This is a genomic window from Streptomyces mangrovisoli, from assembly GCF_000974985.2.
Taxonomy (GTDB): Bacteria; Actinomycetota; Actinomycetes; order Streptomycetales; family Streptomycetaceae; genus Streptomyces; species Streptomyces mangrovisoli.
On the sequence record NZ_LAVA02000016.1, the window covers coordinates 198,831 to 213,979 of the forward strand.

General features: G+C 70.1%; 8 protein-coding genes and 1 pseudogene. 4 read left to right on the forward strand and 5 right to left on the reverse strand.

Annotated features, from left to right (window positions below):
- The first annotated feature begins 112 nt into the window (after nucleotides 1–112).
- The 4 genes from WN71_RS43190 (at nucleotide 113) to WN71_RS08610 (ending at nucleotide 10,761) form a co-directional block, all read left to right on the forward strand.
- On the forward strand, nucleotides 113–8,824 hold the full coding sequence (locus WN71_RS43190; RefSeq protein ID WP_046582048.1) for a polymorphic toxin-type HINT domain-containing protein: 8,712 nt from the start codon (nucleotides 113–115) through the stop codon (nucleotides 8,822–8,824).
- Nucleotides 8,821–9,471, forward strand: a complete 651-nt coding sequence (locus tag WN71_RS08600) for a hypothetical protein (RefSeq protein WP_046582047.1) — start codon at nucleotides 8,821–8,823, stop codon at nucleotides 9,469–9,471. The genes WN71_RS43190 and WN71_RS08600 overlap by 4 nt, the downstream gene beginning before the upstream one ends.
- 4 nt (nucleotides 9,472–9,475) lie before the next feature.
- Nucleotides 9,476–9,676 (forward strand): hypothetical protein, encoded by a 201-nt coding sequence (locus WN71_RS08605; protein ID WP_046582046.1) that lies wholly within the window; start codon nucleotides 9,476–9,478, stop codon nucleotides 9,674–9,676.
- 386 nt (nucleotides 9,677–10,062) lie between these two features.
- On the forward strand, nucleotides 10,063–10,761 hold the full coding sequence (locus WN71_RS08610; RefSeq protein WP_046582045.1) for an alpha/beta hydrolase: 699 nt from the start codon (nucleotides 10,063–10,065) through the stop codon (nucleotides 10,759–10,761).
- Between the two features lie 99 nt (nucleotides 10,762–10,860).
- On the opposite strand, the gene WN71_RS41425 is transcribed toward WN71_RS08610, so the two are convergent.
- The 5 genes and pseudogenes from WN71_RS41425 to WN71_RS41430 all read right to left on the reverse strand — a co-directional run bounded on the left by WN71_RS41425 (nucleotide 10,861) and on the right by WN71_RS41430 (nucleotide 14,866).
- On the reverse strand, nucleotides 10,861–11,211 hold the full coding sequence (locus WN71_RS41425; RefSeq protein WP_143074815.1) for a hypothetical protein: 351 nt from the start codon (nucleotides 11,209–11,211) through the stop codon (nucleotides 10,861–10,863).
- 519 nt (nucleotides 11,212–11,730) lie between these two features.
- Nucleotides 11,731–12,096 (reverse strand): annotated as a pseudogene (locus WN71_RS43420) (hypothetical protein); the annotation flags it as partial.
- A 185-nt stretch (nucleotides 12,097–12,281) separates the two neighbouring features.
- Nucleotides 12,282–12,959: an alpha/beta fold hydrolase gene (locus WN71_RS08620; protein ID WP_240529599.1), complete on the reverse strand. Its 678-nt coding sequence runs from the start codon at nucleotides 12,957–12,959 to the stop codon at nucleotides 12,282–12,284.
- 97 nt (nucleotides 12,960–13,056) lie between these two features.
- Nucleotides 13,057–13,998, reverse strand: coding sequence for a hypothetical protein (locus WN71_RS08625; RefSeq protein WP_046582041.1), 942 nt, complete (start codon nucleotides 13,996–13,998; stop codon nucleotides 13,057–13,059).
- Between the two features lie 232 nt (nucleotides 13,999–14,230).
- Nucleotides 14,231–14,866 carry a hypothetical protein gene (locus tag WN71_RS41430; protein ID WP_143074816.1) on the reverse strand — a complete coding sequence of 212 codons (636 nt, stop codon included), beginning with the start codon at nucleotides 14,864–14,866 and terminating at the stop codon, nucleotides 14,231–14,233.
- Nucleotides 14,867–15,149: the final 283 nt, after the last annotated feature.

Consider the following 15,149-nt stretch of genomic DNA (forward strand, 5'->3'; position numbering starts at 1 on the left):
CAAAGACCCTTGAGCCGTGATCATGACCATACCTAGCCTCCGGACGATCACTGACCAGTGATCCGACTGTGTGACGGCCCCTCAAGCGGGCCGGTTTGTAGGGGGATTACGCGTGAGTGGCAGACGGCGCTGGTTCGCGGGCACATGGCACCGGAGATTCTTCGGCGGACCGGGGTGGTGGACCGTTCCGGTCGCGCTGTTCGCGCTCCTGCTGCCGGTGGCGATCGCCGGCGGGTTCGGCATGCCGGGCTTCCTCGCGGGTCACGACGGCGGCGACGGATTCGGCCACCACGGCGGCTTCTCCTTCGACGGCGAGGTCTGGCGCCCGAAGAAGCTCCCCGTCACCAAGGGCGTAGGAGCACACCTCCTCCAGCCGAAGGCGAACAAGCACCCCAAGGGCTACAAGGCGCTGGGCACCTACCGGGCCCGGGCGGCCCAGTGGCCCAAGGCGGGCACCGCCGTCGTCGACCTCGGCTCGCCGGGCACGTCGAAGCCGGTCAAGGCTGGTTCACTGCCCGTGTGGGTGGCACCCGCCGATGCCGGGCACGGTGTCGACTCCGTCCGGGTGCAGGCCGCGTCCCACACCCAGACGCTGCGCACCGGCGCCAACGGCATGCTGCTCGGCATCACCCCCTCCGGCACCCGCTCGGCCACGGGCCGGGTCAAGGTGGTCATCGACTACTCGGCCATCGCCCGCGCGTACGGCGGCGGTTACGGCTCCCGGCTGCGGCTGGTGCAGCTGCCCGGCTGTGCGCTGACCACTCCGCAGAAGCCGCAGTGCCAGAAGAGCACTCCGCTGAAGTTCACCAACCGGGCGGGCGCCGAGCAGTTGACGGCGACCGTCACCATGAACTCCGCACCCGGCGACGGCGCGGGCACCGGCTCCGACACGCCCGGCGCCGACCCGAGTTCGCGGGCGTCGGCAAGCACTGGCTCCCCGCAGCCCGCGGACAGCGCCAGCGGTAGCTCGACACCGGCCCCGACCGCCAGTCCCTCGCAGTCCGGGCGCGGCACCGCGTCCCCGAAGCCGTCCGACAGCGCGAACGGCCCGGCGGCGATGTCGGCCCGCACCGCCCCCCTCACCGCCGCCGCGGCCGCCGACACCACGGCACTCGCCGTGACCTCCGGCGCCTCCGGCTCCCAAGGCGACTACGGCGCCACCCAGTTGTCGGCCGCAGGCAGCTGGCAGGCGTCCGCCACCGGCTCCTTCACCTACTCCTACCCGATCTCCGTGCCCGCCGCGATCGGCGGCAACGCCCCCTCCGTCGGCCTGAGTTACGACTCCCAGTCCGTCGACGGCGAGACCACCGCCCGCAACGCCCAGTCCTCCTGGGTCGGCGACGGCTGGAGCTACCAGGTCGGCTACGTCGAGCGGGGCTACCGCAGCTGCGGTTCCCTCCTCGACTCCGACGACAAGAAGATCCTCAAGGGCTCGGGCGACGAGTGCTGGGGCGGGGACAACGCCACGCTCTCCTTCGGCTCCCACTCCGGCGTGCTCGTGCCCGACGGGACCGACCCCGGCGTGCCCGGTGAGATCAAGCAGTGGCGGCTGCAGGGCGACGACGGCACCGTCGTACAGGAACTGTCCGGCGCGGCCAACGGACTGCACGACGGCCTCTACTACCGAGTGCTCACCACCGACGGCACCGCCGCCTACTTCGGTGCCGACCACGCGCCGAGCGGCCCCGGCACCGGCGCCACCATGGACTCCAGCCCCGCCGACCCCTCCACGCACTCCGCGTGGGGTGTCCCCGTGCTGCACCCGCGCTCCGCCGACCCCTGCCACACCGACGCCGACGGCAAGAAGTCCCAGTGCGACAAGCCCGAGGGATGGCGCTGGAACCTCGACTTCGTCGTCTCGCCGACGGGATTCGTCCAGCGGTACGACTACACGGCCGAGACCAACTACTACGACCTCGGCGGCGGCCAGGCGGGCGAGAGCGACGACCCCGACGACACCGGCACCCTCACCTCCTACACCCGCGGCGGCGCCCTGACACTGATCTCGTACGGCTACCGGCTGGCCGACGAGCAGGCGGGCCGCGCCCCCGCCGCCGAGGTCGACTTCGGCCTCGCCCAGCGCTGCCAGACCACCAGCACCTTCACCGACTGCTCCTCGGGCAACCTGAAGGACTCCACCGCGACCCACTGGCCGGACGTGCCATGGGACCTGCACTGCGACTCCACCGACAAGACCAAGATGCCGGACGGCGCCACCAAGGTGCCCGAGGACGTGTGCGTCACCTCGGGCCCCAGCTTCTGGACCACCACCCGGCTGGACTCCATCACCACCAAGGTCCATGTGAAGGCGACCGATCAGCTCACCGCGGTCGACTCCTACAGCCTGGGCCAGGTCTACTCCGACGCGGGCGGCACCGTCGACCCCGTCACCGGCACCACGGTCGACCCGAAGGACGCCGGGATGCTGCAGGCCGTGATGTGGCTGCAGTCCGTGCAGCACACCGGCAAGGACACCTACGGCAACGGCAACAGCGACATCCGCCTGAACCAGGTCTCGTTCACCGGCACCGAGATCGACAACCGCGTCGACGACGACTCCCCGTCCGCCCCGCCGCTGTACCGGCCGCGCATCTCCAGCATCCAGACCGAGACCGGCGAGTCCATCGCCGTCGAGTACAACCCCCACCCGTGCGCCGGGAAGTCGCTCGACATCAAGCAGGCCGACTCCAACACCAACGCCTGCTACCCCGTGTACTGGACGGTCCCCGGCGCCTCCAAGCCGATCGCGGACTGGTTCAACAAGGTCACGGTCAACAGCGTCGCCGTGTCCGACCTGACCATCGCCGGCCAGTACAAGCCGGACGCCCAGAACAATCCCGCGGGCTCCGAGACCCAGATATCCCGCTACAGCTACACAGGCCCGGCCTGGCACCGCGACGACTCGGCCCAGGCCGACGACCGGTACCGCACCTGGGACCAGTTCCGCGGCTTCCGCAGCGTCACCGTGAACACCGGCCAGGCCCCCGAGCCCGTCACCCGGCAGACCACCACGTACCTGCAGGGCATGGACGGCGACTACAAGGCCGACGGCACGCGCCGCTCGGTCACCGTCGACGCCAAGGTCGGCGGCAACACCGTCCTCAGCGTCACCGACGCCGACCAACTGGCCGGCACCACGCTGGAGGACGAGACCTACACGAAGGAGGGCGGCACCGTCGACGCGGCCAGCGTCAACGGCCCCTTCACCTTCACCACCACGGCTTCCGCGAACCAGACCCCCTGGACGGACTGGACCCAGGAGGACAACCCCGGCGACACCCGGCCCGCCCTGTCCACCCTGCCCGACCTCAGCGCACACCGGATCAAGGCGAGCAGCTCCCGCGAGTACCAACTGCTCGCCGACGGCACCTGGCGCCATACGAGCACCGACACCACCTACGACAGCCAGGGCCGGGTCTCCACCGTCAACGGCCACGGCGACGGCACCGATCCCAAGCAGGAGAAGTGCGCCACCACCACCTACGCGGACCCGCCCGCGTCCAACACGATGATGCTGTCCTACGCGGACCGCGTCACCTCGGTCGTCGGCGACTGCTCGACCTCGGTGAGCGCGAGCAGCCTGCTCACGGACAAGAAGATCTACTACGCCGGTGACGGAACACCCTCCGGGCTGGGCGCCTTCGGACAGGTCACCGCCTCGGGCCGGGCCACCGGCACCCAGACCGCGACCGGGTTCACCAACGCGACCGAGAACTGGCAGACCACCTCCGCCATGACGTACGACGGCGGTGGCCGCGTCACCGACGCCTACGACGCCACCGGGCAGAAGACGCACACCGACTTCGACCCGGACTGGAGCAGCTCCGGCGGCAACACGAACGCCACCGCCGAGACGTCCGTCAACAGCCAGAACTGGCAGATCACGTCGACCTTCGACGCCCTTCGCGGACTGACCCTGGAAAGCGTCGACGCCAACGGCCGCAAGACCGACATGACCTACGACGCGCTCGGCAGGCGCACCGCGGTGTGGGAGCCCGGCCGGGACAAGGCGTCCGGGCAGAGCGCCGACGAAACGTTCGACTACGCCATCAACCCCGGCGCCGTACCCGCGCCCGGCGGCACGATCACCCAGCCCGGAGCACCGTCGTCGGTCACCACGAGGACACTGCGCGACGACGGCACGTACGCCACATCGATCGCGCTCTACGACGGCATGCTGCAACCCCGGCAGACCCAGTCGACGGCGATGGGCGACTCCAACTCGGGCCGCATCATCTCGGACACCTTCTACGACTCGCACGGCTGGCAGGTGGCGTCGTACGCCGCCTACTCCGAGCCCGGGAACTTCCCCACGACGACGCTGTACGCCGCGAACGAGAACCAGATCCCCTCCGAGACCACCACCACCTACGACGGCGAGGGCCGGCCGCTGCGGCAGACCCTGTGGCACCAGGCCGTAGAGCAGTGGCACACGTCCGCGAGCTACCCCGGCGCCGACGAGACCGACACCACGGCGCCGGCCGGCGGCCGGGCCACCGCCACCTTCACCGACGCCGTCGGCCAGACCACCCGCACCGTCGTGAAGAACACCGGCTCCACGGTCAGCCTCACCGGCGGCTCGGTCATTCCGTCCGGCACCTCGCTCACCTCCGACAGCGTCCGCCTGACCATGCAGGCCGACGGCAACCTCGTGCTGTCCGCACTGGCCACCGGCAAGACCATCTGGTCCTCCGGAACCAGCGGAAACCCCGGCGCCTGGGCCAAGTTCGGCACCGACGGCAACCTGGTCCTGTTCAGCACGGCCGCCGTCCAGCTGTGGACCACCGGGCTGACGGCCACCACGGGCGCCACCTTCCAGATCCGCAACGACTCCACCGCGGCCGTGGTCTCCTCGGGCGGCTCCACCCTGTGGAAGCAGGGCACGGCGAACGCCGTACCGGCGGCGGACGCCACCACCCGCTACGCCTACACCGCCGCCGGCCAGATCGACTCGATCAAGGACAGCGCCGGCAACTCCTGGTCGTACACCTACAACGCACTCGGCCAGAAGACCTCTCAGACCGACCCGAACGCCGGGAAGACGACCTACGACAAGTACGACGTCGCCGGCAACCTCCTGCAGACCACCGACCCGCGCGGGCAGGTGCTCTCGTTCACCTACGACTGGGACAACCGTCCCACCGCCGAGTACGCGGGCGCCTGGTCGGCCACCCCGCCCGCGGACAAACTGCTCGCCTCGCACGTCTACGACACCCTGGAGAAGGGCTACCAGACCTCCGCCACCCGCTACGTCGGCGGCGCCTCCGGCACGGCGTACACCCAGGCCGTCACCGGCTACAACACCGCCTACCAGCCGTTGGGCACCACGCTGACCGTGCCGTCCGCCGACGGGTTCGCGGCCGCCGGACAGAGCACCGCGCCCACCTCCGGGACGGTCACCTACACCTCGACCTCCCGCTACACACCCACCACCGGCCTGCTGTCCACCACGCACTACCAGGCGGACGGCAACCTGCCCGCCGAGGACATCGACTACGGCTACACCCAGCAGGGCAACCTCGACGGCATCGGCGGCTTCATCAACTCCGCCAACACGCCCGCCTACCTCGACACCGCCGTCCACGACGCCTTCGGACGCGTGCTGCAGGCCGACTACGGCCGCACCGGCAAGGAACTGGCGACCTTCGCCCAGTACGACGACACCACCGGGCGGGTCACACAGGCCAGCAGCATGCTGCAGACCTCCACCACCGCCCTGGACGTGATCAACCTCCGTTACGACCAGGCCGGCGAACTCACCGCCGTCGACGATCTGCAGGACAACACCACTCACGACACCCAGTGCTTCACCTACGACTCCTTCCAACGGCTGACCACGGCCTGGACGGACACCGCCGGCATCACCGGTCCCGGTGCGGCAACGCCCGGCGCGGTCGGCGGCTGCACCACCGCACGGGTCCAGACGGGCACCACAACGCCGATCAGGACGACGACCGTCGGCGGCCCGGCACCGTACTGGCAGACCTATACCTACGACCAACTCGGCGACCGCACGGGCATGGTGAACCACGACACCACCGGCAACGCGCTCAACGACACCACCCAGAGCGTCGGTTACGCCGGCAGCGACGGAACGGCGGCCGCGGCCCTGCCGGACCAGACGGGAACGGCCACCACGGCCAACCCCGCCACCGGAACGGCGACCACGACCGCCACGTACGCCGATCCCTCCTACGGCAACCTCAACGCCGGCGACACGACGAGCCGCAAGGTCACCTCCACCGGTCCGCTGTCCACCGCTTTCACCCTCTCCGGCGGCGGCAAGAAGTGCATCGAGGACGCCGGCAACTCCACGACGGCCGGCGCCAAGGTCCAGATCGACACCTGCGGCACCGCCACCGGCCAGAAGTGGACCATCGGCACCGACGGCACGGTCAAGGTCCTCGGCATGTGCCTGGACACGGCCGGCAACGCCACCGCCGCGGGCACCCTCGTCGTGATCGACACCTGCAAGACCGACGCCACGCAGAAGTGGAAGGTCACCACCACCGGCACCCTGGTCAGCAACGCCAACAGCGCGCTCTGCCTGACCGATCCGGGCGCCTCGGCCACCAACGCCACCCAGCTGACCATCGCCACCTGCGGCGGCAGCGGCCAGACCTGGACGAACGCCGCCACCGGAGCCGTGGCGGCCGGCCAGAGCCAGACGTTCACCTACGACGCCGAGGGCCGCACCTCGACGGTCGCCACGACCTCCGGCACCCACACCAGCACCAGCAAGTACCTGTACGACGCCCAGGGCGACCTGCTGGAGCAGACCGCCGCGGTGGACGGCACCGACAAGACCAGGATCCTCTACCTCTTCGGCGGCGCCGAACAGATCACCCTGAACGTCTCCGCCAAGACCTGGACCGGGCTGCGCAACATCGACGGACCGGACGGCACCACCATCACCCGCTCCAGCAGCGGCTCGGTCACCTACCAGATCGCCAACGGGCAGGGCACGTCGGTCACTTCCGTCGACGCCGCCTCGCTCGCCGTCACCCGCCGTTCCTACGACCCCTGGGGCAATCCGCGGGGCACCAAGCCCACGTCGTGGGTGGCACCGGACGAGAACCACGGCTTCCTCGGCCAGCCGGCCGACCCCACGACCGGACTCAACCTGCTCGGCGCGCGCGACTACGATCCCGTCCTCGGCCGCTTCCTCACCCCGGACCCGGTCTTCGAAACCGGCGACCCCAACCAGATGGGCGGCTACACCTACGCCGGCGACAACCCGGCCAGCGGCTCCGACCCGAGCGGCCTGATGCTGGCGATGGACGGCGGCGGCGGCGGAGGCTGCGACGCCAAGTGCGCGGCCGCCAACGACAAGGCCTACGCGGACACCAGCACCTCCAGCGGCCAGAAGAAGCACCACAGCGGAGGCTGCCACGGCTTCTTCGGCTGCGCCGGGCACTACTTCAAGAAGGCCCTGCCGGTGGTCGAGACCGTCGTCACGGTCGTGGTCGTCGTGGTCGCCGTCGCGGTCGTCGTCTCCGCCTGCGCCGGAACCGTGGTCGCGGCACCCGCCTGCGTCCTCGGCGCTGCCGAGGGCGCGGGCATGGTCGCGGGCATGTTCGGCGCCGACTGCGCCGCGATGGGCTGTGCGGGCGGCGGGTTCGCGGCGGAAGAAGGCGAGTCACCACCCGCCGGCGGCGGCAGCGACGCCGCCCCCAAGGCCGCGGCGGAACCCGCCCCGCACGACGCGGCCGGCGCCTCGGGCGGCTCCGGCGACGCGGCCGCGGCCTCCAGCGCGGGCAAGGAGGCGGCGAGCGACGCGGAAGGCGCGAACGCCGCCAAGCCCAAGAAGTCCGACGCTCAGCAGGAGGCGACGGCCGCCCGCAAGACGGCGGCCGCCTCCGACGACCCGGGCACCGGGAACTCGGGCACCGACGAAGTCACCCAGTGCAGCTTCTCCCCGGACACGCCGGTCCTCATGGCCGGCGGCAGGACCAAGGCCATCGGCAGGATCCGGGCCGGTGACAAGGTCGAGTCCGCGAACGCCGCCGACGGCAGCCACGCGGGTGCCCGCGAGGTCGTGGCGACGCTGGTCAACCACGACAAGGACCTGGTCGACGTCACGCTGAGCCTCGGCCACGGGCGCACGGCCACCCTGCACACGACGTCGAAGCACCCCTTCTGGGACGCGACCACCCGCACCTGGGTGCCGGCGGGCAGGCTCCTGGCGGGCCACACCCTCACCACGGAGAACGGCCGGCACGTCCTGATCGCCCGGATCCGCGCGACACCGGGTGCGGCCTGGCGATACAACCTGACCGTCCGCGAACTGCACACGTACTACGTGGTCGCGGGCGGGGTGCCGGTACTGGTCCACAACCACTGCGGGACCGAGGGGCACTCCAAGCTCTGCTTCTGTGACAGCGGTGGCCCGCCCCGAGGAGTCGAGGCCGCGCCCGGCGACAGTGTCGTCCTGGGCGTCGCGAGCGTAGGCGTCCCGCTCGCCCAGCGCGAGGGTGCGATGACGTTCAACGGCGACCTCTACGCGTACAAGCACGAGAACTACGAAGGCGCCTTCCCCCAGTGGGCGGACGAGGTCAACGCGGCACTCGGCAACCCGGACGTGCATATCATCGTGGACCTCGGAGGCTTGGCCGAGGACGAGTCCGATCCCGTCGCCGTGTTCCAGAACGCGGTCAGCAAGGGACGCGCGGTGAATCATCCGGAAAAGACCCGAGGCACCGAGTGGGAGATGTGGCGCATCTTCTACCACGTGTTCATCGGCGAGTCCCGCCCCTGGTCGGGCATCCGATGGTTCATGAGAGGCGAGGACGTCACCGAGCAGATGAAGGAGTACACGCCGTGACCGGTTTCCCCGGCGCCGCCGCCGGCGCCGAACTGGCCGATGCGCTCAATGCCGAGCTGGACGAGGCATCGCCCCACCGGTTCGCTCCCACGACGACCCGCCGACGAGGCCCCGTCGCACTCGACGGCGACCGTTCCCGGGTCACCGTGCTCACCGGCAACGACGCCTACGTCATCACCTTCCTCAAGGACGCGTGGGCCTGGGCGCACGGGGCCACCCAGGACAAGAGCGCGCTCGTCCGGGCCGCCCACGCATGGCTGGAGGGGACCGGGCTGGAGGAGATGGCAGCGCGGTGGCCCTTCGTCGCGTTCTCCGAACTCCAGTCGGCCTACGAGCGGGGCGACGAACGCGAGACGCAGTGGCGGATCGTGCGCCACAGCGACTCGACTGCCAACTCGACTGCCTACCGTGACGTCGTCGAACTGGCCGCGGGAAATGCCGTGATCCGCAGGTTCTTCCCGGAACTGGGCCACGGCTTCGCCGTACGGCCGCATGCCTTCACCCGCGACATCCTGGCGTCGGTGACGGTGGACCGGCCGGGACGCTACACCTTTCGTGTTCCCGGACGCGAGGAGCTGGACGTCGAAGGAGACGGCCCGGCTGTCGTGGCCGTACTCGCAGAATTCCTCAACGGCCTGGAGGGCTGACAGCATGTCGTATCTGGTCATCGGAATCGCCGGTGTCCTCGCCGGGTTTCGGGCCCTCGGCCTCCGGCGCAAGGTGACCGCAGGGGACTCGCGATCCTCCTCGCCTCTGCTGCGGCCCGCATTCCTGGCCTCGATGGCCGGAATCGCCTTCGCGGGCGGTGCCTTTCTGCTGCTGACCGGAACCGCTGTCCTGATGGCCGGCTGACGTCTGATCTTGGTCCGCGGGTCCGCGGGTCGGCGGGTCCGCGGGTCGGCGGGTCCGCGGGTCGGCGGGCCGGTGCGGCCGCCCTGCGAGGCAGAGAACGGCGTGGCCACCGGCCAGGCCTGACGGCTCGATGTCTGGCGGAAGGGAGGCCTACAGACCGGCTTGGCCCGGCCGCCGCCGCATTCGAGGCGTGCGTCTCGCAGTGCCGTGGCGTCCAGGTCCGCTGGGAGGTCCCTTCCTGACAGCATGCGTTGTCAGTGGCCCGGCTGCCGCCATCGTGCCCGGATCCGAGTGCCCTGGAGTCGGCGCATGCGGCGAAGGACCGCACTGGCGATTGCTGGCCTTAGGATGGCTGGCCTGGCGCCGACTTCGAAAGGCAGGCGACGTTGACCGCCGTGGTGCTGGTTCACGGGCTGTATCACCGTCCTGAGCACTTCACGGCGGTAGCGGAACGCCTGCGATCCGCGGGAACTGAGGTTGTCGTTCCTGAGCTTCACCGAGGCTCGCTGTCCGCCGACACGGCGGCCGTCCAGGCTGCCATCGACCTGCTGCAGGAGCCTCCGATCGTCCTGGGGCACTCCTACGGAGGGTCAGTGATCACCGGGGTGCGCGGGGTGCGGCATCTGGTCTACGTGGCGGCCTTCGTGCCTGATGCCGGCGAGAGCGCGGCCGGGCTCGGTGGAGGGTCCCGGCAGCTCCAGGACGCGATCGTCCTCGAGCCCGACGGCTCGACCAGCCTCCACCCCGACCGCGCCGCCCGCACCCTTTGCGCGGACTGTCCTCAACCTCTCGCTTCCTGGGCGGTTGGCCTCCTGCGCGCGCAATCCCCGGGCTGCGGGCGAGGAGTTCCGGAACACCAGAGCTGGAAGCACACTCCCGCCACGTACGTGGTCTGCGCACAGGACCGGGCCGTCGACCCGGTCCTGCAGCGGAAGTTGTCCAGGCGATGCACCGATGTGCGTGAGTGGCAGACGGGCCATTCCCCGTTTGTGGGGCAGCCCGATCGCGTCGTTGCACTTGTGCAGGAACTGCTCAGCGGCCGCCCCTCACCAAGGCGGGGCGAAGGAATCGCAGTCACCCGTTGATGCGCTCTCTCATGGCGGGTGGCGCCCCCCATGGTGCCCTCGGGCCCGCGCCGGCGTGGCCCGGCCGAGGAGGGGGCGGTGTCGTTCGGCCGTGCCGGGTCAGTGGCGGGCGGCGCCCGTACGGCGTCGCGTCGCGTAGAGGACGCCTCCACCGGCGGCGATCACCGAAGCGGCCGCACCTCCGATGAGTGCGGCGCCGTCGCCGCCGCCGGTCTCGGCCAGCCCGGAGCCGGCGGTGGACGAGGATGCGGCGGGCACCGGGGACGCCGAGCCGGCTGTCGACGCAGAGTTCGCGGGTGCGGTCGCCGACGAGGACGGCGCGGCGTCGGCAGCCGGGGACGCCGGGGAGGCCGTGCCGATGGGGCTGGCGGAGGCAGTGGCCTCACATGCGGTGTCCGGCGAGATCGGCAGGTCCTTGAGCAGCTCTTCGTGGACGTCGCCTGCCGTCACGTAGATGTTTCACTGGTATCCCTGCAGCCACGGCACCAGGATTGTCGTGCTCACTCCGTCCGCGGTGGAGTGCTCGATGTGCCCGTTGCCGACGGTCGGGCCGTCGCTGCCGACCGCCATCCGGATCCGCACCGTGATGTCCGCGGGCGTGCCCGAGGGGGGTCCTTGTCGGTGATCGTGATGGCGGCCTTGCCCTCGCCCGTGCTCGTGTCGCAGGTCGCCGTCGCGGTGAAGTCGCTGATGTCACACGCGTAGGCGCTGTTCGCAGCCATGAGCACGGCGGCCGTTGCAGTCGCAGCGGCAGTGGTGACGACTCGCTTGATCGACAAGGTCCCTCCCCAGGGGTTTTGATCGGTGGGTGCCTTCGCCCCCCCGGCACCCGTAAGCCGCAGGCGCTCGCCCGCGGAAGGTTCCGACCGGCGTTGATCAGGTTCGGAAGGACTCATGATGACACCCTGGTGATCCGTCAGAACGGCCGCCCCGACATCACATGCGGACTCATGAGCGGTCAACGCGCAGTTAAGCCATGCGACATTCACAATGCGCGCGCCGGCAAAGCAATTGCCGCATACATGCGAAAAGCGGCGCCGGTACTGGAGTGCACCTTTCGGGCGGTGCGTCCGCGGGTACGAAGCGCGCCAGATGAGAGGAACGGCCCGTCTGACCGCCACCGTCGCGTTCGAAGGCGATTGAGCGGGTGGTGTCGTACAGGGTCAGCGGGGCGACGAGCCGCCCGTCCTCGGCCAGCCCACTGATCCACGGCGGGGCGACGGCCGATTCGGCCGTAGTGGCGATGAGGCGATCGTAGGGCGCACCGGCGGGCGCACCCTTCGCGCCGTCGGCGAGGGCCGCCTTGGCCCTGCCGCATCCGGCCTCGTCGAAGGGGCGGCGGGCACGCTCGAGGCGAGGCCGACCGTCGCTTCGTCGTCAGCACGCCGACCTCAACGGCCTCGCCCGCTCCAGCTTCGCCGCCCGCCCGCAGCGAACGAGGGCCGGTGCGCCCTGCGCGCCCTTGCGACGGTCCACCTCGACGAGGACGACGACGGCGCGAAGGAGTGAGGGGTCGCGGGTCAGGCGGAGTTGGGCGGCAGTGCGCCGAGAACGGTTGCGAGGCTGTGCGGGTCGCGGCGGGCGATGTTGTGGCCAACCGGAATTTCGTGAACCCGCCAACTCGAGTCTTGGCGCAACCGTTCGGTCAGGGTCACGAACGGGCTTCCTGGCCACGTGCCGCCGCTGATGAACGTTCGGCCGAGCGTGCGACCGGGCTTGCCTCGGAGCCTGATCGACTGGATGAAGCTTGCCATGGGGTGCGGTCGCGCACGCGGGTCGAGCCCGTCCGGGACGGCGACCCAACGACCGTCGGCGTGGGCACCGGCGATGAACAAGTCCCGGAAGGTGTCGCTGGTCAAAGACCAGCATGAGTCCCTGTCGTCGGGGACGTAGGCGTCGATGAAGACGAGTTGATCGAGGCGGTCGCCGAGCCGATCCGCGACGCCGGCGATCACCATCCCGCCGTAGCTGTGCCCGCACAGTGCGAGGGGCCCATCGCCGCTGCGAGAAACGATGTCCGCTACCTGGTCGATGTGGGCGTCGAGGTTCGGCGGCCGGTCCGGATCGGTCGGGCCGTCCAGTTCCAACCCTGACAGGGTCACCGCCTCGACGTGGTGACCGCCTCGGTGCAGCTTGGCAGCCACCGAGTCGAAAACCCACCCGCCTTGCCAGCCACCGGGCACCATCACGAACTTCACGGCGCCATCGTAGGCCGACCAGCCGCTCTCGCGGCGGGTTGACGACCAAGACGCCGTGGTCGGCGAAGGCAAGGGGCGGGCGCTGGCTGGCGTCCGATCAGCTTTCGGTCGGCTCGGGATCCGTGTGGGAGTGCGGCCCGATGCCGGAGGTCACTATGAGCCGGGGCGTTCGGCCGTGCTGCCACGGGTTGCCGATGCCGCATGCCTTGACTTCGTCTTGTCCCGTCAGGTTGAGGTGGCACAGACCGCAGTGCAGCATGTCCGCAGTGCCGGGGATGTTGTGCGCCGGGGAGGGGAGGATCCTGGCGGTGGCGGGTCCTTTGCACGCGGGGCAGTCGACGGTGGCCAGGTGGAAGTAGAATCCGCCGGTGGGGAGTTCGTCGAGCCACATTGCCGCGACGACGGGTTCGGGGCTTGCAACGTCCGGTTCGGACGCTGTGCGTACGTGCGCCATGGTGCCCTCGGGCAGGTCCTTGAACCTGTCCTCGAAGAGGTGGCGGGCCTGGTCGATACGGATCTCGACGTCCCGGCGGATCTCGTCGAGCTGCGTGTCGACGGCTGTGACCACCGCTCTGGACCAGCGGCCCCAGAAGACCTCGAAGCGTGTGCCGAGGGCAGTCAGCAGAATCGTGGTGGTCTCGGCGAGTGTGGGCAGGAGCGTCCTTGCCTGATCGCCGACGCTGGTGTGGGCGGTGCCGTTGCGGAGCTCGATGAGCAGGTCGAGCTGCGCGTCGGGCTGAAGAACGCCCATGCGCCGCAGCCGTCCGAGGGCTTCCTTTGCGCCGACGGTACGGACCTTGGCGGCATCCAGCTCCAGGTCGCCCCCGAAGTACAGCAGCAGGTCTGCGTTGCCGTTGCGCATCTCCACCAGGTAGAGCGGGTTCCTCATCACCAGAACGGCTTTCGCCAGCCGTTCGACGGCGACACCGGCGTGCAGGGCGAACTCGTCGAACTCGCCGCGTCCGTGGTCCTCCATCGCCTTCTGCGCGGCTCTCCTGGCGCCGTCGAAGAAGCTCTCGAACGAGAGCGAATCGTCCATGGTGGGACAGTAACGGCCCGCCGGTACAGTGGCGATCGGATTCATCGTCGAGGCCGTTGCGGGCAACTGCCTTGCGCGGGCGTCGTTCAGGCCGGACACCGAAGGGCGATGACGGCGGCGGTCCTTGCGGAACGACGGACGCAAACCGGCGCAGGCCCGGCGCGGGTGGGAAGTCGCTGCTCGGTGCTTCATCCGGTGCTTCAGCCCGTGAGGGCTGTTCCGTCGGCCGCTGTCAGGGGCGGTCCTTGGGGATCGGATGGCCGAAGAACTGCTCGGCTCCCCACGTGTAGTTCATGACAGGATGACTCAGCATCCACGATCGATGCTGAAGCCAGTGTGCATATTGAGGGGCGTCGAGAGGCGGCGCCGAGGCGAATCCGCCTTGGTTCATCCAGTGGTTCACCGTGCAGATGCATGGGTTGTGCGCGCAGCACTGCGGTAGTTGTCCGTTGCCGAGAGCCTGCCGCGCTGCCGGGGAGAGGCGTCGCCACAGCTCGGACTCGACTTCGAGCTGAGCCTGCTGGGCGGGGGTCAGGCCCGCGCCGGTGCTTGCCGGTTCGTCGTCGAAGCCGGAGAGGTCCACTCGAGGTCGGCCCGGAGGCGGCGCCGGGACGGCGGTGCGAAGGTGGTAGGCGGTGAGTTCTCGCTGCACGTTTGCGCCGACGCACCAGCATCGTTCGTAGGAGCCGCTGAAAGCGTCAAGGAAGCCCGAACCGCGGCAGTTGGGGCACCGGCGGTCCGCGAACCTCGATGCGTCGTCGCGGCCGGTCAGCACGTCCTTGGCGGCTCCCCAGAGGATGTCACCCCGTGACGGTGGCCCGGCCGTGGGCTTGTCGCGCAGGATGAGACGAAGCAGCAATTTGATCATCGAACCCCCAGTGGCCTGCCTACGATGAGACTCCTGTCCAGGAACCGGGACAAGCGGTTTCAGCCATCCTGTGACGGCTGTGAACCGTGATGGGGAAGTGCCGGGCGGGCGGGGCCCGGACGGTGGCGTGGAGGAGTCCCGGCGCGCCCGCGTCCCGCATGGACGGCTGTGTCCGGGCCCGGCGGCAGGCCCTCTGGCGCGGTGTGCGGGGGACACAGAGAATGTCACGGTATCGGGCGGCCGGCGGCGTCGTGCCGCACGCTGTCGGGGCTGGGGGCTGGGG